The organism is Kitasatospora sp. NPDC058048, from assembly GCF_042885555.1.
Taxonomy (GTDB): Bacteria; Actinomycetota; Actinomycetes; order Streptomycetales; family Streptomycetaceae; genus Kitasatospora; species Kitasatospora lactacystinica.
In genome coordinates, this window is sequence record NZ_JBHVRT010000040.1 from 1 (window position 1) to 17,271 (window position 17,271).

Consider the following 17,271-nt stretch of genomic DNA (forward strand, 5'->3'; position numbering starts at 1 on the left):
GGCTCCTACGGACTGGGCCAGGCACTGCCGGCCTCCAAGATGGCCTCGGCCGGCGCGGACTGGAAGACCAACCCCTCCACCCAGATCAAGTGGGCGCTGGACTACATGAACACCCGCTACGGCAGCCCGAACGCCGCCTGGAACTTCTGGCAGTCCCACCACTGGTACTAAGCCGACACACCGGCTTCCCCCCTCACCCCGGGGGCCGGACAGGGACCACCGGAGTGACCCACGAGGGCCTGCGCCCGCGCCTCCCGCGCGGACGCAGGCCCTCGTGCCCGTTTCACGACCCCCCGCACACCCCGACCGGAAGAACCGGCCCACGACCGCCGCCTCGCACCGGGCCCGTTGATGGTGGCCCGGTGGTCGGCCGGCTCCCCGAGATCTGACGTTCGCCCACCTCCCCACCGGTACGGGCGATCTGACTGCCCACCCGGTGGAGGTACGCGGCCGGGGGTGGCGTTCGAGTGGTGTCGAACCGCCGCCCGGACGAGATCCCGCCCTGTCGGCACCTGTCGGCGCCCCGCCTTGTGCATGGGTGGAGAGGGCATTCCGATGCCCGGTCCCTGTTCCCGAAGGTGCGGAGCTTTCATGTCACCGCTGTCCGTGGTCCGTCGCCTGGTCCTCGCCCTCCTGCTTCCCCTGCTCGCTCTCGCCGGAGTCGTCGGCAGCGCCACGGCGTCGTCCGCCGCGGGCGCCGCCACGGGAGTCCGGACGGGCGTGGACTGGGACGCCCTCGCCCGGTGCGAGAGCGGAGGGCGCTGGAACATCGCCACCGGGAACGGCTACTACGGCGGACTGCAGTTCGACGCGGCGACCTGGCGCTCCAACGGAGGCCTCGGCTACGCGCCCCGCGCCGACCAGGCCACCCGCGAGCAGCAGATCGCCGTGGCCGAGAACCTCGCCGCACGCCGCGGCCTGGCCCCGTGGCCGGCCTGCGGAAGGCGTGCCGCCAACGGCGGCGACCACACCGTCGAGCACGCCGCCCGCGACCACCGCCCGACACAGGCACGGCCCCACTCCCCCGCGCCCCTGCTCCGCGCCGACGACGACGCCTCGGACGACGTGAACGACGATTCGGACACCTGGACCGTGCGCCCCGGCGACACCCTCAGCGGTATCGCCCAGACCCTCGGCGTCCCGGACGACTGGCCGGCCCTCCACGAGCTGAACCGCGAGGTCATCGGTGACGACCCCGACCTGCTCCTGCCCGGCCAGGTCCTCGCGCTGCGTTGACGAACGTGAACGAACGCGAACGAACGTGCACGCCCCTGCGGACTCCTCCGGCCCCCGGCCGAGCGTGCGATCCGGTGTTCGCTCCGTAGCTGTCAGCCGGCCGCCAGGATCTCCACACCGCGCGTCGCGAGTTGCCCGAGGACCGGGTGGCCGGGATCGGCGTCGGTGATCAGTCCGCTGATGTCCTCCCAGGGCAGGACGCGGAACCGGGAGGCGGTGCCGATCTTCTCGGACGAGGCGAGGACGTAGGTGTCCGCGGCCCGTGCGGCCAGGGCGCGTTTCATCGCGGCCTCGTCCGCGTCGCCGGTGGTCAGTCCGGCTTCGGGGTGCACGCCGGTGACGCCGAGCAGGCACAGGTCGGCCGAGACGTTCTGGGCGGCCTCGACGGCGGCGGCGCCGCAGGTGACCGCCGAGTGCTTGAAGAGGCGGCCGCCGAGCAGGAAGACCTCGGCCCGGGCATGGTCGAGCAGCGCGGCCGCGATCGTCGGGCTGTGGGTGATCACGGTGCAGGCCAGGTCCGGCGGGAGGGCGTGGGCGACGGCGAGCGCGGTGGTGCCGCCGTCCAGGATCAGGGCGCCGCCCGGCCGGACGAGCGCGGCGGCGACCGCGGCGACCAGCCGTTTGCCGTCCGGCGTGACCGATTGCCGGGCCGCGTAGTCCGCGACGGCCGGGGAGACGGGCAGGGCCCCGCCGTAGACGCGCTGGCAGAGTCCCTCGGCGGCCAGGTCGCGCAGGTCGCGGCGCACGCTGTCCTCGGAGATGCCGAGGCCCGCGGCGACGTCCTTGGCCACGATCTTGCCCTCGCGGGCGAGCAGGCCCAGCAGGTGGTCACGTCTCTCGGCAGCCAGCATCCGTACTTTCTCCTGTTCTTGCACGTTTCTGCGTGTATCGTAGCGCGCCATGACCGAGAAGCCCATGCTCGTCCTCATCGCCGGCCCGTACCGCTCCGGAACCGACGGCGACCCACAGGCCATGGCCGCGAACCTCGCCCGCCTCGAAGCAGCGGCCTGGCCGGTCTTCGCGGCCGGCCACGTCCCGGTGATCGGGGAATGGATCGCTCTGCCCGTGCTGCGCTCCGCCGGTGCGGGGCCCACCGACCCCCTCGCCGACCAGGTCCTCTACCCGACCGCCGACCGCCTGCTCGCCCACTGCGACGCCGTGCTCCGGCTTCCCGGCGACTCCGCCGGCGCCGACCAGGACGTCGCCACCGCCCGCAGCCGCGGCCTGCCCGTCTACCACGACGTCGCCGACCTCCCGCGCCACGTCCCGCAGGGGACGGCGTGACCCCCCGCCCCGGGACCGACATCCCGGACCACCGCGGCCGCACCGGCCTCGACCGCGCCGGACGCGACCTGACCCGCAACCCCGACGTCGTGGTGCGCGACGTGGAGCTCACCTCGCAGGGCTGGCACGTCCTGCGCCGCACCACCTTCGACTACCGGCGCCACGACGGACGCTGGGTCACCCAGCAGCGCGAGACCTACGACCGCGGAAACGGCGCGGTCGTCCTGCCGTACGACGCCGAGCGCGGCCTGGTGCTGCTCACCCGCCAGTTCCGCTACCCGGCCTACGTCAACGACCACCCGGACGGCATGCTCGTCGAGGCCGCCGCCGGGCTGCTCGACGGCGACGACCCGCTCGCCGCCGTCCGGCGCGAGAGCGCCGAGGAACTCGGCGTCACGCTCGGCCCGCTCACCCACGTCCTCGACGCCTACATGAGCCCCGGCTCCGTCACCGAGCGCCTGCACTTCTACGCCGCCCCCTACACCCCGGCCGACCGCACCGGAAGCGGTGGCGGACTCGAGGAGGACGGTGAGGACATCGAGGTGCTCGAACTGCCCTTCGCCGACGCTCTCGCCATGGTCCGCGACGGACGCATCACCGACGGCAAGACCATCCTGCTCCTGCAGTGGGCCGCCCTGGACGGGCCCTTCGCCGCCGCGCCGGCCGTCCGGTCCGGAGCGGCCGAGGGCTCGTGAGTCACGGGCCGTGCGCCCTGCCCGGCGACGTATTCTCGATCGGTTTCCGCCCGAACCGTTGACCGTGGGCGGCGTGCGGCGCTTGGCTCTCCTCCGGGCCCGCCGACACGGGGAGCAGAGGCGGGCCGGACCAGCCATCCGGGGAGGACGCATCACCATGCAATCGACGAATCGAACGACCCGCACGCGTCGGCTGGCGCGCGCCGCCGGCGTTCTCGCGGTGGCCGCCGTCGTCACCGTCACCGCCGCACCGGCCCAGGCGGCTCCGTCCTGGGGCCCCGTTTCCCGGGTCGACCTCGGCGTGGACGGCGCCCTGGCGAACCGGCACTCCACGAGCCTGGGCATCAGCGGCAACGGCCGCTACGCGCTGTTCGGCTCTTCCGCGACGAACCTGGTGCCGGAGGCCGCGAACCTCGGCTACGGCCTGTACGTCCGCGACCTGCGGACCGGCCGGACGGAACTCGTCAGCCGCACCGACGACGGCACCCCGCTGACCTCGATCACCGAGACGGCGGGGATCAGCGGCGACGGCCGCTACATCGTGTTCTCCGCCGAGGCGAACGGGGTGTTCAACGTCTACGTCCGCGACCGTGTGAAGGGGCACACCCGCCCCGTCACCACGGGAACCGCGTCCGCCGAGGGCGGGGGCGACCACGGCTCCTACCAGCCGGTCATCAGCGCCGACGGGCGGCGCATCGCTTTCATGTCGGCCCGCGACGACGTCGTGCCGGGGGCTCCCGTCACCCCGGACACGCGGAACCTCTACGTCACCGACCGCGCCACCGGCGCCACCCGCCTGGTCAGCCTCGGGGCCGACGGGCACGCTGCCGACGGCGCCTCGGAGCACCCGACGATCAGCGGGGACGGCAGGACGGTCGGCTTCGCCTCCCGGGCCACGAACCTCCTGCCTGCCACGGACGACGGCACCGCCGGCCTGCTCCGGCCGCGCTACACCACCCTCTACGCCACCGACCTGCACAGCGGCACCACCGTCCTCGCGGGCCTCGCCGCCGACGGGACGCCCGGCGCGGCGGACGCGACCCTCCGCCTCAGCCGCGACGGCCGCTACGCCGCCTACGCCCTCGGTGCGAGTCCGCTGCCGGGCGGCAAGTCCCGCACCGAGCTCTTCATCCACGATCTGCGGACGGGCCGGGTCCTGAGCATCAGGACGTCCGCCAACCCGGACGCGATCTGCTGGGCGGACCCGTCGGCGGCCGTCACCGCCGACGACCGGTGGATCTACTTCTCCGGCGGCTGCTCCGACACGATCATCCGGGCCGGCGAGGCGCGCCACGACCTGTACCGGCAGGACCTCAGGACCGGGCGCACCGAGCTCCTCACCACGACTCCCGACGGCGCGCCGCAGGACGGTGCCGCGAGCGGGCCGTTCGTGACCGACGACGGCAGGACGGTGCTGTTCGGCGACAACAGCCCGAACCTGCTCCCGGGCGGCGAGGGCTCCGACTGGCACGTCTACGTCCGCTCGCTGACCCACGGGTGACGGACGGCCGGGCGGCGGCTGATCAGCGGCCGACGAACGAGGCGCGGCACACGCGGCGGCCGCCCGGCCCGGTGCTGGAGGCGGCCTCCGGGTGTCGCCCGGGGCCGCGAGGCCTTCACTTGCGGTCGCGCAGGAACGCGGGGATCTCGTCGCGGGTCGGGTAGTTCGGCAGGGGCGCCGGCTTGTCCTGGAGGAACGCGGTGATGACGGCGGCGGCTCGGTCGTTGTTGTCGTCCAGGCCGTTCCACATGTGGTGTCCGACTCCGGGCAGGTACTGCGTGCGCTGGACGGCGGGGTCATCGGCCAGGACGGCGGTCTCCCATTGACGGACCTGGGAGGAGCACTCGGCGATCATCAGCATCGCGGGGGTCCGGGACTGGCGCAGTCGCGGTGCGATGGAGGGCGAGTCCTTGACCGTCTGCTGGATCCGGAGGCTGGCGGCGGGGCTGAAGGAGAAGTTCTGTGCGGTGTCCTCCACGGGGATGCGGTGCGCGTCGCGCGCGCAGTAGGCGGATGCGGTGTCGCTGCCGAGGTCGGCGGCGGTGAACGCGTTGTCGCCCTCGGCCTGTCCGATGAGCCCGGTGTCGGGGGTGAGGAGTCCGAGTCGCATGAGGCCGAACGCTGCTGCGTAGCGCGGCATGTGTGTCGACCGCGGTCCGGTCATGTCCGGCGCGAGGCCGCGCGCGGACGGTCGGCCCTCGGGCCCCTCGATGCGGGCGGCGGGGCCGTCGACCGGTCCGGGTTCGGCGATGATCGCCCGGTGCAGGCGTTCGGCGGCGCCCGGGTCGGCCAGGGCTCGCGTGAGCACGACCGCGCCTGCCGAGAATCCGAGGATGTCGACCTTGCCCTGGTCCAGGCGGTCGACGAAGGCGGACAGGTCGCGCACCGACCTGTCGATCGTGTACTGGCCCATGGGAAGCAGGTCGCTGCGCCCGGCACCGGCCGGCTCGTAGGCGTAGACGTCGTAGCCCTGTCCCGCCAGGAGCTGCAGGAACCGGTGATCGAGGAGCGAGATACCGCGAACCGGCCCGCCGTTGAGGTAGACGAGCGGTGTGGGGTACCGGGTGCCGGCGTTCGCGGGCGGGTAGTGGTACACCGCGACCCGGCTGCCTGTGGCCAGGCTCCAGTGCTGGGTGGCCACGAAGGGCAGGGCGGGCGGATGCCGCCGGTCCGTGGGCACGGTCGGTATGAGGACCGGCGCCGTCAACGCCGCCGCGACGACCACCGGCAGGAACGGCCCGAGCCGCGCCGCCCGGGTGCGGCGCCGGCCCCGCCACAGTGCGGCGGCGCCCCCGGCTCCCAGGGTCGTGAGCCATGCGCCGAGCCCCGATCCCGCTCCGTCCGTGAGGACGATCGTGGCGAGGAAGACGACGACCAGCGTCGCGATGGCGGCCAGGGCCCGCAACAGGCGTCCGGTGAAGCGGGCGAGGGGTGGGGCGAACGTGGGCACGGCAGACCTCCATCGTTTCGGAACACTGTTTCAAAACGACGTTATCAAATGCGCTAGGCTTCTCGTCATGGGTAGACCGAGAACGAACGACGCGACCGTCAAAGAGCGACTCGTGGAGTGCGCGACCGAACTGCTCGCCACCCGTCCGCAGGAGTCGGTCACGGTCCGCGCCGTGGCCACGGCCGCCGAGGCATCGACGACGGCGGTGTACTCCTTGTTCGGCGGCAAGGACGGGCTGATCGGTGCGGTGCGCGACAGAGCCGTCGCCGGCCTGTTCCACGACCTGTCGACGGCGCCGACCTCCGCGGACCCGCTCGCCGACCTCTACGCGCTGGCCGTCGCCTACCGTCACTGGGGGCGCGGGCACAGCCACCTGTACACGGTGCTGTTCGGCGGTGTGCAGTCCTTCGACCCGTCGGGGGAGATCGGTGCCGGTGACCCGATCCGCCCGCTCCTCGCGGCGATCGATCGCGCGTTGGAGGCGTCCGTCCTCGTCGGCGAGGCAGCGTCGATCGCCCTGTCGATCTGGGCCACCCTGCACGGGCTGGTGACCCTCGAACTGGCCGGGGCCCTCGACCCCGCCACGGCCGAGGCCGCGTTCCGACCGGCGATCCACGCCGTGTTGCGCGGATGGACGACCCGCGCCTGAGGCCGGCCGGGCGGCCCGCCTCAGGCCGCCAGGTCCCGGCGTTCCAGCAGCCGGAAGGCCGCCGCCAGCCCGAGCAGCCCCACCCCGATCAGGACGCCGAAGGCCGCCCACGGCACTCCGCCGTGGCCGAGCACGTCGCCCGGCGCGTAGTAGTGGAACGGGCTGAGGTAGCGCAGCGGCCTGGCCGGGGACCAGGCCAGCGCGACGAAGTTGAGCGCGAAGCCGACCGCGCCGAACGCGACGGCCGCGCCGATCACGTGGGCTCGCCGCCGGCTGATCGCGGAGACCGCCAGCACCGGCCCGGTCAGGCAGAACGCGAGGGCGCAGCCGAGCAGTCCGGCGGTGAACACCGCGCTCAGCGGGACGGCGGCACGCAGGGGGGCGGAGGCCGCCACCCCGAGCGCGAGGGTCAGCGTGGCGGCGGCGTTGAGCAGCACCGTGGCGGCGATAAGGGCGCCGGCCCGTTCGGCGAGCAGCCGGCGGCGGGAGACCGGGCGGGTCATCAGCAGCTCGATGGTCCCGGACTCGACGTCGGCCGCGACGGCGGCGGCGCCGAGCGAGCCGATCACGGTCAGCTGGAGGGCGATCCAGAACGGGTGGGTGAGTCCGGCGCCGAGCAGACCGGGGTAACTGGCGATGGAGACGTCGCCGTTGGAGCCGCTGAAGGCCTTGAACGCGCCGGGCGGGGTGCGGCGTTCGCCGAACAGGTCGCCGGTCGGGACGGTCCCGGCGATCACCACGATCAGGGTCTCGAAGACGACCATGCCGAACAGCAGGGAGAGCAGCATCCGGCGCCGCCGGTGCAGGGCGAGCCAGACCAGCGGGAGGCGGCGGTTGACGGTGCCCGGTTTCACGGCCGCTCCTCCGGTTCCGGCGGGCTGCCGCCGTTCGCGTGCTCCTCGGCCCCGACGGACCGGTAGAGGTCGAGGAAGGCCTCGTCCAGGCCCGCCTCCTCCACCGTCAGGTCGGCCACCGGCTGTTCGGCGAGCAGGTCGCGCACGGCGGCGACCACCTCGTCCGGTGGCACCAGCAGCTCGACCCGGGGGCCGTCCCAGCGCGGGGACCAGCGCTCCGCGGTGCCGAGCGGCCTGGCGCCGCGCCCGTCGTCGAGGAGCAGCCGGACCCGGCGGGCCCGGGCCTGGCGCAGTTCGGCCACCGAGCGGACGGTGACCAGCCGGCCGTGGCGGACGATGGCGACCCGGCCGCAGGTCCGCTGCACCTCGGGCAGCACGTGGCTGGAGAGCAGGACGGTCCGCCCGGCGGCGGTCTCCTCGGCGAGCAGTTCGTAGAAGGTCTCCTGGACCAGCGGGTCGAGTCCCTCGCTCGGTTCGTCCAGCACCACCACCGGCGGCCGGTGCTGGAGCGACTGGACGAGCCCGAGCTTCTGCTTCATGCCGCGCGAGTACTGCCCCACCGGCCGGGCCAGATCGGCGCGGGAGAGCTTGAGGCGATCGCACAGCTCCTGCTGGCGCGGTACCGGCGCGCCCTGGAGGGCGGCGAGCAGGTCGAGGGTCTGCTGTCCGGTGAGCTCGGGGTAGAGCCGCAGTTCGCCGGGCAGGTAGCCGATCGAGGGGGCGAGCCGGCCGTGGTCGGCCACCGGGTCCAGGCCGAGCACCCGCACCTGCCCGTCGCTGGGGCTGAGCAGGCCGACCAGGCAGCGCAGCGTGGTGGTCTTCCCGGCGCCGTTGGGGCCGAGCAGGCCGAACACCTCGCCGGCCTCGACCGACACGTCCAGCCGTTCGATGCCGACCGTGCCGCCGTAGCGTTTGGTGAGCGAGCGCAGTTCGATCACCGGGCCGTCGGCGGCGCCCCGGCGGTCGACGGCTGGCTCCGGGTTCCCCGGCATGACCACCTCCTGTGACGGACGCTCCCGTGACGGGCGCGCTCCGGTGACGGATGCGCTCCGGTGACGGACGCGTCCGACATCAAAGCGCGCCCGGCCGGGCGAGTCGAGGGACGCGCCCGGACCGGTGCGGCGAACTCACCCCTCGCTCCCCCGGGCTCACCCCTTGCACACGCCCAACGGCACCAGCCGGGCGACCTGGCGGGCGAGCCCGGCGGCCTCCGTGACGGCGGCCACCGCGTCGACGTCCTTGTACGCCTCGGGCGTCTCCTCGGCCAGTGCCCGCCAGGAGGCCGGCCGCACCGCGATGCCCCGTGCCTCCAGCTCGCTCTTCAGCCGCTCACCGCGCACGGTGCGCAGCGCCTGGTGCCGGCTCAGCACCCGCCCGGCGCCGTGGCAGGCGGAGCGGAAGGCCTCGTTGCCGGGCAGGCCGACCATGACGTACGAGGCGGTGCCCATGGTGCCGGGCACCAGCACGGGCTGCCCGGCCGCCACCAGGTCGGCGGGCAGGTCGGGGTCGCCGGGCGGCAGGGCCCGGGTGGCGCCCTTGCGGTGCACGCACAGCGTCCGGAGCTCGCCGTCCACCTCGTGGGTCTCCAGCTTGGCGAGGTTGTGCGAGACGTCGTAGACCAGTTCCAGTCCGACCCCGAGCACGGTGGCGAACGCCCGGCGGGCCGACTCCGAGAGCAGCTGCCGGTTGGCCCGGCCGTAGTTGGCGGCGGCGGTCATGGCGCCCAGGTAGGCCCGGCCGCGCGGGGAGTCGACCGGGGTGCAGGCGAGCTGGCGGTCGGGGACCTCGATCCGGTAGCGGTGGAGTTCTCGGTCCATGGCGCGGACGTGGTCGGTGCAGATCTGGTGGCCGAGGCCGCGCGAGCCGCAGTGGATCATGACGCAGATCTGCCCGGGCCGCAGTCCGAAGGCGGCGGCGGTCCCCGGGTCGTGCACCCGGTCGACGGCCTGCACCTCCAGGAAGTGGTTGGCCGAGCCGAGGCTGCCGACCTGCTGCAGCCCGCGCTCGACCGCCCGGGTGCTCACCTCGCCGGGGGCCGCACCGGCCAGCACGCCGCGGTCCTCGCAGCGTTCCAGGTCGCGGGGCACGCCGTGGCCGTGCTCGACGGCGTAGCGGGCGCCGCCGAGCAGGAGTTCGTCCAGTTCCTCCGCCCCGGACAGCCGCCACAGGCCGCCCCGGCCCAGGCCGCGCGGGACGGTGCGGTCCAGCAGGTCCATCAGGCGGTCGAGCCGTTCGCGGTCGAGTTCGTCCCGGCCGATGCCGGACGCCAGCAGCCGGACCCCGCAGGAGATGTCGAAGCCCACCCCGCCGGGCGAGACCACCCCGCCCCGTTCGACGTCGGTGGCGGCGACCCCGCCGATCGGGAAGCCGTAGCCCCAGTGCACGTCGGGCATCGCGTAGGAGGCGCGGACGATCCCGGGCAGCGTCGCGACGTTCGCCACCTGCTCCAGGGCCTTGTCCCCGGCGGCCTGCGGCAGCAGCGCGGCGGTCGCGAACACCACGCCGGGCACCCGCATCGGCGGGCGCGGCTCGATCCGCCAGCGGTTCCGGCCCGCCTCGACCAGTGCGATCTCCACCTCGCTCACCCCGCTCCCGCAGGTCCGGTCCGCTTCGCTCGGGGCCGGGCTCAGACGTCCACGGTGACCCGGCAGGTCCAGCCGTCCGGTCCGGCGCTCAGGTCCAGGTCGTGCAGTGCGACGGCCTTCGGCACGGCGCCGACGAGGGTGGCCGTGGCGGCGTCGGCCATCCGGAAGCGGACCGTCACCCGGCGGGCGCCGTCCAGGCCCTCGATCGGCCCGATCGCCACCGCCACCGGCAGTTCGCCGTCGGCGTCCATCCGGTAGACGACCTCCTCCAGGACGCCCGCGAGCAGGTCCGGGTCGCTCACCGCGAGGACGGTGCAGTCCCGCTCGCCGACGATCCGCGCGCCGCCGAGGTCGGCGAAGCCGGCGACGACGGCGCGCACCAGCTCGCCGATGCAGCCCTCGGCCGTCGGTGCCCAGGCCTCGACCTGCAGGTCGGCCGTGTGCGGCACGCTCCGGTGGCCGACGGCGGACCGGCCCGCGGGCTCGTGTCCGTCCACGGGCGACGCCTCCCGCGCTCGTTGCCGTTCCCTTCCAGCGTCGTCCCGCGGACCGCCCGGCGGCAAGTGCGGGCCGCCGCGCCCGAGTGCGGCTGCGCCCCGACCTCGGTTGCAACCCCACCTCGGTTAGGCCCCGACCTCGGCTGCGCCCCGACCTCGGTTACGACCCGGCCTCGGTTACGCCCCGACCGAGGCCAGGTAGGCGGCGGTGAGCTCGGGGGTGGCCAGCCAGGCGGCGTGGTCGCTCGGCTCGGCGTAGGTGTTGGCCAGCCGGCGGCCGACCTCCGGGTGCTCGGCGGCGGCCGCGAACACGGCCTGGAGGTGCTCCGGGACGGTCAGCATCGCGGCCGTGAACTCCACGCTGTGGCGGGACTGCTGCTGCCAGAACCGTTCCGCGCTGCGGCACATCCAGTCGGCCGTGTACGGGGCGTCGCCGTGCTCGACGACCGCCCGGCGGCAGGCCTCGGCCGCCCGGGCGGCGTTGTTGGCGCCCTGGCCGGTGATCGGGTCGGTCACCACCACCGCGTCGCCGAGGCCCAGCACGTGGACGGCCTCCACGCCCGAGCCGAGTTCGGCCACCGGACGCCGGACCACCGGGGTGACGGCGCCGAACAGCCCGGCCCCGGCGTCGGTCGGCTCGGCCTGCGTCCAGAGCTCGGCCTCCCAGGGCAGGTACTCGCCCAACAGCTCGCGGATCCGGGCCAGTTGGACGTCCGGCGGCGGGGCGTCGCCGAACGCGTCGAGCGGGCCGCCGGGGATCGCCTCCCAGAGCAGGATGTCGCAGGGGCCGGAGAGGGTGAGCGCCGGTTGCAGGTACAGCTCGCCGAGGCCCGGCAGGGCGTTCATCCGGGCCCTCGGGCCGGCGGCCGGGTCCGGCGAGCCGACGCCGTGCGCGTACAGGCAGGACAGGGCCCGCTGCGGCCGGTCGAAGGGCGAGCGGACGGCGTCGCGCTCGAAGATCCCGGACAGGGCGCCGCGCCCGGCGGCGACCACGGTCAGCTCGTGCCGTCGGGCCAGCTCGTGCAGTCCGGCGCGGTCCAGGGTGCGGTACTCGATCTCGCCGCCGCGCTCGGCCAGCAGCTCCAGCCAGCCGGCCAGCTTGAGCCGCTGGTCCACCGACTGGGCGGGCTCGTCCAGCGTCATGGTGTACTCCAGCGCGCGCACGCCCGGGGGCGCCGCCAGCACCGCCTCCACCGAGGAGACGGACGGCGCCCGGTCCGCCCAGAGGTCCAGCCCGGCGGCCGCCTCGATCCGCAGCGCGGGGCCGAACATCGCCTGGGTGGACAGCACCCGGCCGGCGCGCAGCTGCTCCGGGGTGCGCTCGGCGACCAGCGTCACCCGGTACCCGTCCGCCACCAGCCCGAGCGCGAGCTGGAGGCCGGCCTGACCCGCTCCGACAACGGCGATCCGGCGCACGGCTGCCTCCCGATGATCTGCTGATGGGCCGTCAACCAGGCACAGTAGTCGAGCGGGAGCGCTCCGGTCACCGGTTCGGGCACGGTCGGTTCGAGGGCCGGCCGGGTGTCCGGTTCGCGCCGCCCGTTCGCGCCGCCGCCGGGCCGTGGCAGGACCCCGCCGGGTCACCACAGGACCTTCGCGGGGTCGCCGCGGCCGGGCCGCCGCTCCGGGTGCCCGCCCGGACCGGCTCAGCCGCGCAGGTGCGCGGTGATCACCTCCACCACGTCCGCGGTCCGGTCGGCCAGGTAGAAGTGCCCGCCCCGGAAGACCCGCAGGTCGAAGGCGCCGGTGGTGTGCCGCTCCCACTGGCCGACCTGGTCGACGGTGGCGTGCGCGTCGGACTCCCCCGCCAGGGCGGTGATCGGCAGCGACACGGTCGCGTCCGGGGCGCTGCGGTAGGTCTCGACGGCCGTGTAGTCGGCCCGCAGGCTCGGCAGGATCAGCTCGCGCAGGGCGGAGAGGGCGAGGACCCGCTCGTCCGTGCCGCCGAGCGCGGAGATCTCGGCGAGCAGTTCGTCGTCCGGCAGCTGGTGGATCCTGGTCGTGCGGGGCAGCGAGGGCGCGCGGCCGGCCGAGACGAACAGCCGCTCGGGCCCCTTCACGCCGTCGCGCTCGAAGCACCGGACCGTCTCGAAGGCGACGGCCGCGCCCATGCTGTGCCCGAAGAAGGTCAGCGGCCGGTCCGCCCACTCCCGCAGTTCCCGGGCGAGCTGCTCGGCGAGCCCGGTCACCGAGCCGATCGTCGGCTCGCCGATGCGGTTCTGCCGGCCGGGGTACTGGACGGCGAGCACATCGGCGTGCGGCGCCAGCGCGTTGGCGTACTCCAGGTAGTAGCTGGCCGAGCCGCCGGCGTGCGGGAAGATCACGATCCGGGCGGGCGCGGAGTCGGACGGGTTGAACCTGCGGAACCACGGATTCTCGACGACGGCGCTGCTGGACATGCGGGGTGCGACCTCTCTCCGTGACGGACTCTGCCGGCCTCAGTCTGGCAGTGCCGGGGGCGGCCGCGGGCCGATCCGGCGATCATGGTCCCCGGGTAGGCCGATTCTCGCCCGTCGCGGGCCCGCTCGCGGCCGGTGGCCGGGCGGCCCCGCCTGCGGCACCCGGCCGGCCGGGCCCGCCCGCGGCCGACGGTCAGCCCGCTCCGAAGCGCACCGTCTCGGCGCGGGCGCGGGAGACGGCGTCCAGCAGCAGCACGGACGAGGCCTCCGGCGTCGGCATCGGGCCGCCGGAGCGCACGTGCCGGGTGAAGGCGGCCAACAGCCCCTCCAGGCCGCGCCGGTGGCGGGCGAAGACCCTGGCGGAGGCATGCCGGCCGCGGGCCCGCTGACCGTCCAGCGCGGTGGCGGCGCCGACGTCGAGCAGCACCAGGTGCAGTTCGCGGCCCTGCCGGCCCGCCTCCCGGGCAAGCCAGCGCCGCATCCAGGCCCGGCTGCCGCAGTCGTGCACCAGCAGCGGACCCCCGCCGCGCACCGAGGAGCGCAGCAGCCGGAAGTGCTCCAGCCGGGCCCACGGCCGGTACACCGCGTAGGGCAGGGCGGCGGGCATCACCGCCTCGCAGGCCTCGTGCACCGTCCGCGGGTCCACCACCCGGACCGCCGCCCCGGACCAGCGGCGCAGCAGCGTGCTCTTCCCGGCCCCGGGCAGCCCGGACACCACCACGACGGCGTCGGCCGGGTAGGCGGTGACGAAGCCCGCCCCGGCCTCGCCCCGCAGATCGACCACTCCGTACGGCGCCACGACCGCGTCCACCCTGCCGCCCACCAGCCCGAGCCCCCGTTCACGTCCGAGCGGGAACCCTAACAACAACCCCGCCCCCGGCCACGGCCCGCCCCCGCCCGCGCGCCGGTGCCGGTGGGGCCCCGGTCGACCGCAGTGCATCCGTGGGGCCGGACATCCACTAGGCTGACACGCCGTCAGACAGGAGGGCGGGCCATGGCGGAGGCGGCTCCGACGTACACCGCGCTGGTGCTGGACGGGCTGGCGCGCGATCCCGGCCGGGTGGCGATCCGGTCCGGGGACGGGGCGTGGAGCGCGCAGCAGTGCCTGGACCTGGTCCACCGCGCCGCACGGGCACTGGAGCGGGCCGGGCTCGGGCGCGGGGACGGGGTGACGGTGCTGGCCGGGAACCGGCCGGAGGCGCTGCTGGTGCGGCTGGCCGCGAACCTGCTGGGCTGCCGGGTCGCGATGCCGTTCCCGGACGGGCCGGTCGCGGAGCAGGTGGCGCTGGCGGAGTTCGCCGGGACCTCCGCGCTGGTCTTCGACCCGGTCCGGTGCGCGGCGGCGGCCGAAGGGATCGCCCGGGCCGTGCCCTCGGCCGCTCTGCTCTCCCTGGGCCCGGCGCCGCTCGGGCTCGGCACGGACCTGCTGGACCTCGCCGCGGCCTGCTCCCCCGCCCCGTTCGAACCCCGTTACCGGCCCGAGGACGTGATGGCGGTGCGGTTCACCGGCGGCACCACCGGGCGTCCGAAGGGGGTGCTGCGCCGCTTCGCCCGTCCGCCGCGCCCACGGCTGCTGTCCGGGTCGGTGTTCCTGCTGTGCACTCCGCTCTGCCACGGCGGCGGCACCACGGCGGATCTGGCGCTGGCCGCGGGCGGCACGGTGGTGATGCAGGACGGCTTCGACGCGGGGGCCGTGCTGGCGGCGGTCGAGCGGGACCGGGTGTCCCGGATGTACCTGCCGCCGCACCTGTTGTACCGGTTGCTGGACCACCCGCTGCTGCCCACCACCGACACCGGCAGCCTGCGCCGGGTCGGCTACACCGGCTGCGCGGCCTCGCCGCGGCGCCTCGCCGAGGCGACCCGGCGACTGGGCCGGGTGCTGCACCAGACCTACAGTCTGACGGAGTGCGGGCCGGTCGCCCGGCTGGGCCCGGACGAGCACCTGGCACCGCGGCTGCTGACCACCGCCGGCCGGCCGTACCCGGACACCGGGCTGCGCGTCCTGGACGAGGACGGCGCCGAGCTGCCGCCGGACCGGACCGGGGAGATCTGCGTCCGCACGCCGACCGCCATGGCGGGCTACTGGCGCGACCCGGAGCTGACCGAGCGGGTGTTCAGGGACGGCTGGCTGCACACCGGCGACCTGGGCAGCCTGGACACGGCCGGCTATCTGACGGTGGCGGGGAGGCGGAACCCGATGGCGATCATCGAGGGGCACAATGTGTTCCCCCGCGAGATCGAGGAGCCGCTGCGCACCCACCCGGAGGTCCGGGAGGCCGTGATGTTCACGACCACCGACCCGGACCGCCTGGAGCGGGTGCACGCCGCCGTCGCCCTCGCCCCCGGCTCGCGGCTGACGGCCGAGCAGCTGCACCGGTGGTGCCGGGCGCGCGGCCTCGGCCGATGCGCCCCCGACACACTCCTGCTGCTGCCCGCGATCCCGCTGAACGGGCTCGGGAAGCCGGACCTCGTCGCCCTGCGGGCCCAGATAGACGGCGGCACCGGACGGGCGGCCGCCACCGTGGGGGCGCGCGACGGGGTCTGACACGCCCTGAAAGTGCTTCGAGCGCCCACGTGGGCGACCTCTTGTGCACCATCCGGCGGGAAGAACCGTCCGTGGGCACTCGACCGTGCGGCCCGGCCTGCCGATACATCCCCGGCGGCGTCGTGCAGGTCAGTGCGGGCCGCACCGTCCCCCAGGAGGCACTACCTTGACCTGGCTACGCGTCCTGACCGCGCTGGGCATCCTCGCCGTGGCGGCCAGTGCCCTGATCGTCTTCGCCCTCTGCACCGCCACCTCACGCGGCGATCGCGCCGCGCAGGAGGCACCGCCCGACCTCCGTACCGAGGCCGAGGGCAGCGGCCTCTTCCAGCGGATGGGCGGCGACGGCTGACCGTCCCGGGAGGCGGCGACCGCCTCCCGGGACCGGCGCGCTCCGGGCGGATGTGTTCCGGGCGGGTGTGTTCCGGGCAGTGCGCGCTCCGGTCAGCAACGCGCCCCGGGTGGGCGCGCTCCGATCAGTGCGCGCCCCCGGCCTGCAACGCGCTCCCGGGTCAGTGCCCGGCGATGTCGTCCGGCCGGACCTCGATGTGGTCGGCCGCGAGGTCGACCGCCACCCGGTGCTCCATGCCGAGCGACTCCAGGAACTTGACCGGCAGCTGCACCCGGCCGCTGCGGTCCAGCATCACGTACTCGCGCTCGTTCACGGACTCCTCGCCGTGCTCGTCCGTCACGGTGCGGCGCAGCACCTCGCTGGCGGTCCGCCCGTCCCGGATCGCGACCGTGCGGCGGACCTCGCCCGCGACCATCGGGTCGTGGGTGACGATCACGACGGTGGCGCCCAGTTCGCGGTTGACGGTGCGGAAGGACTCGAAGATGATCCCGGCCGTCTCCGAGTCCAGCTCGCCGGTGGGCTCGTCGGCGAGCAGCACCGGCGGGTTGTTGGCCATCGCCACCGCGATCGCCACCCGCTGCTGCTGGCCGCCGGAGAGCTCGTTGGGCTTGCGGTGGGCGAGCTCGCCGATCTCCAGCGCCTCCATCAGCTCGGCCACCCGGACCGCCTGCTGCTTCGCCCCGCCGGCGCCGGAACGGCGGCCGCGCAGCTGCATCGGCAGCGCGATGTTCTCGGCGGCGGTGAGGAAGGGCAGCAGGTTGCGGGCGGTCTGCTGCCAGATGAATCCGACCACCTCGCGCCGGTAGCGCAGCCGCTCCTTGACCGACATCTCCAGCAGGTCGCAGCCGGCCACGGTGGCGGTGCCGGCGGTCGGCACGTCCAGCCCGGCGAGGATGGTCAGCAGGGTGGACTTGCCACTGCCCGAGGCGCCGACCAGGGCGACCAGATCGCCCTGGCGAATGGTCAGTTCCAGGCCCTGGAGCGCCTGGACCTCGACCCCCTCCGCGCTGAAGATCCGGACCAGCCGGTCGCAGACGATGGCCGATCCCTCGCCGTACGCCTTGGGCGAGGCGGCGGCGAGGGCCCGCTGCTGGAGCTCCTGGAGGCTGGGGGCCTCGACGACCGTCCGCTCCTGGGGAGTGCTCATCACCGCTCGTCTCCTGTCTCGACTGTCTGCTTCATCGCACCGCTCTCCACTGTCCCGGCGACCCGCGCCGCTGTCACGGC

17 protein-coding genes and 1 pseudogene are annotated in these 17,271 nt (G+C 74.8%); 8 read left to right on the forward strand and 10 right to left on the reverse strand.

Going from position 1 to position 17,271, the window contains the following annotated elements; translation table 11 throughout:
* Positions 1 to 171 (forward strand): annotated as a pseudogene (locus tag ACFVVA_RS32415) (lytic transglycosylase domain-containing protein); the annotation flags it as partial.
* Positions 172 to 591: 420 nt separating this feature from the next.
* Complete coding sequence (locus ACFVVA_RS32420) at positions 592 to 1,236, forward strand: transglycosylase family protein (RefSeq protein WP_387694323.1); 645 nt, start codon at positions 592 to 594, stop codon at positions 1,234 to 1,236.
* A 92-nt stretch (positions 1,237 to 1,328) separates the two neighbouring features.
* Here ACFVVA_RS32420 and ACFVVA_RS32425 read toward each other — a convergent pair whose 3' ends face one another.
* Positions 1,329 to 2,087 carry a DeoR/GlpR family DNA-binding transcription regulator gene (locus tag ACFVVA_RS32425; RefSeq protein ID WP_387694324.1) on the reverse strand — a complete coding sequence of 253 codons (759 nt, stop codon included), beginning with the start codon at positions 2,085 to 2,087 and terminating at the stop codon, positions 1,329 to 1,331.
* 49 nt (positions 2,088 to 2,136) lie between these two features.
* Here ACFVVA_RS32425 and ACFVVA_RS32430 point away from each other — a divergent pair, with 49 nt between their 5' ends.
* From ACFVVA_RS32430 to ACFVVA_RS32440, 3 genes are all read left to right on the forward strand, one after another.
* Positions 2,137 to 2,520, forward strand: coding sequence for a DUF4406 domain-containing protein (locus tag ACFVVA_RS32430; RefSeq protein ID WP_387694325.1), 384 nt, complete (start codon positions 2,137 to 2,139; stop codon positions 2,518 to 2,520).
* The gene (locus tag ACFVVA_RS32435) at positions 2,517 to 3,215 is read left to right on the forward strand and encodes an NUDIX domain-containing protein (protein ID WP_387694326.1); all 699 of its coding nucleotides are present in this window, start codon (positions 2,517 to 2,519) and stop codon (positions 3,213 to 3,215) included. The genes ACFVVA_RS32430 and ACFVVA_RS32435 overlap by 4 nt, the downstream gene beginning before the upstream one ends.
* 157 nt (positions 3,216 to 3,372) lie before the next feature.
* The gene (locus tag ACFVVA_RS32440) at positions 3,373 to 4,716 is read left to right on the forward strand and encodes a hypothetical protein (RefSeq protein WP_387694327.1); all 1,344 of its coding nucleotides are present in this window, start codon (positions 3,373 to 3,375) and stop codon (positions 4,714 to 4,716) included.
* 115 nt (positions 4,717 to 4,831) lie between these two features.
* Here ACFVVA_RS32440 and ACFVVA_RS32445 read toward each other — a convergent pair whose 3' ends face one another.
* Entirely contained in the window at positions 4,832 to 6,166 is a 1,335-nt protein-coding gene (locus tag ACFVVA_RS32445) for an alpha/beta fold hydrolase (protein WP_387694328.1), read from the reverse strand.
* Positions 6,167 to 6,233: 67 nt separating this feature from the next.
* On the opposite strand from ACFVVA_RS32445, the gene ACFVVA_RS32450 reads away from it, so the two are divergent.
* On the forward strand, positions 6,234 to 6,815 hold the full coding sequence (locus ACFVVA_RS32450) for a TetR-like C-terminal domain-containing protein (protein WP_387694329.1): 582 nt from the start codon (positions 6,234 to 6,236) through the stop codon (positions 6,813 to 6,815).
* Between the two features lie 20 nt (positions 6,816 to 6,835).
* Here the strand turns inward: ACFVVA_RS32450 and ACFVVA_RS32455 are convergent, their stop codons facing one another.
* The 7 genes from ACFVVA_RS32455 to ACFVVA_RS32485 form a co-directional block, all read right to left on the reverse strand.
* Positions 6,836 to 7,669: an ABC transporter permease subunit gene (locus ACFVVA_RS32455; RefSeq protein ID WP_387694330.1), complete on the reverse strand. Its 834-nt coding sequence runs from the start codon at positions 7,667 to 7,669 to the stop codon at positions 6,836 to 6,838.
* Positions 7,666 to 8,661, reverse strand: coding sequence for an ABC transporter ATP-binding protein (locus tag ACFVVA_RS32460; RefSeq protein ID WP_387694331.1), 996 nt, complete (start codon positions 8,659 to 8,661; stop codon positions 7,666 to 7,668). The genes ACFVVA_RS32455 and ACFVVA_RS32460 overlap by 4 nt, the downstream gene beginning before the upstream one ends.
* A 156-nt stretch (positions 8,662 to 8,817) precedes the next feature.
* Entirely contained in the window at positions 8,818 to 10,245 is a 1,428-nt protein-coding gene (locus ACFVVA_RS32465) for an RtcB family protein (protein WP_387694332.1), read from the reverse strand.
* Positions 10,246 to 10,295: 50 nt separating this feature from the next.
* On the reverse strand, positions 10,296 to 10,751 hold the full coding sequence (locus ACFVVA_RS32470) for an archease (protein WP_387694333.1): 456 nt from the start codon (positions 10,749 to 10,751) through the stop codon (positions 10,296 to 10,298).
* Positions 10,752 to 10,928: 177 nt separating this feature from the next.
* Positions 10,929 to 12,167 carry a styrene monooxygenase/indole monooxygenase family protein gene (locus ACFVVA_RS32475; protein ID WP_387694334.1) on the reverse strand — a complete coding sequence of 413 codons (1,239 nt, stop codon included), beginning with the start codon at positions 12,165 to 12,167 and terminating at the stop codon, positions 10,929 to 10,931.
* Positions 12,168 to 12,397: 230 nt separating this feature from the next.
* On the reverse strand, positions 12,398 to 13,150 hold the full coding sequence (locus ACFVVA_RS32480; protein ID WP_387694335.1) for a thioesterase II family protein: 753 nt from the start codon (positions 13,148 to 13,150) through the stop codon (positions 12,398 to 12,400).
* Between the two features lie 193 nt (positions 13,151 to 13,343).
* Positions 13,344 to 13,949: an AAA family ATPase gene (locus tag ACFVVA_RS32485; protein WP_387694337.1), complete on the reverse strand. Its 606-nt coding sequence runs from the start codon at positions 13,947 to 13,949 to the stop codon at positions 13,344 to 13,346.
* A 195-nt stretch (positions 13,950 to 14,144) separates the two neighbouring features.
* On the opposite strand from ACFVVA_RS32485, the gene ACFVVA_RS32490 reads away from it, so the two are divergent.
* Positions 14,145 to 15,695 (forward strand): AMP-binding protein, encoded by a 1,551-nt coding sequence (locus ACFVVA_RS32490; protein ID WP_387694338.1) that lies wholly within the window; start codon positions 14,145 to 14,147, stop codon positions 15,693 to 15,695.
* A 166-nt stretch (positions 15,696 to 15,861) separates the two neighbouring features.
* The gene (locus tag ACFVVA_RS32495; protein WP_387694339.1) at positions 15,862 to 16,044 is read left to right on the forward strand and encodes a hypothetical protein; all 183 of its coding nucleotides are present in this window, start codon (positions 15,862 to 15,864) and stop codon (positions 16,042 to 16,044) included.
* 160 nt (positions 16,045 to 16,204) lie between these two features.
* Here the strand turns inward: ACFVVA_RS32495 and ACFVVA_RS32500 are convergent, their stop codons facing one another.
* The gene (locus ACFVVA_RS32500) at positions 16,205 to 17,191 is read right to left on the reverse strand and encodes an ABC transporter ATP-binding protein (protein WP_359903773.1); all 987 of its coding nucleotides are present in this window, start codon (positions 17,189 to 17,191) and stop codon (positions 16,205 to 16,207) included.
* Positions 17,192 to 17,271 lie beyond the last annotated feature (80 nt).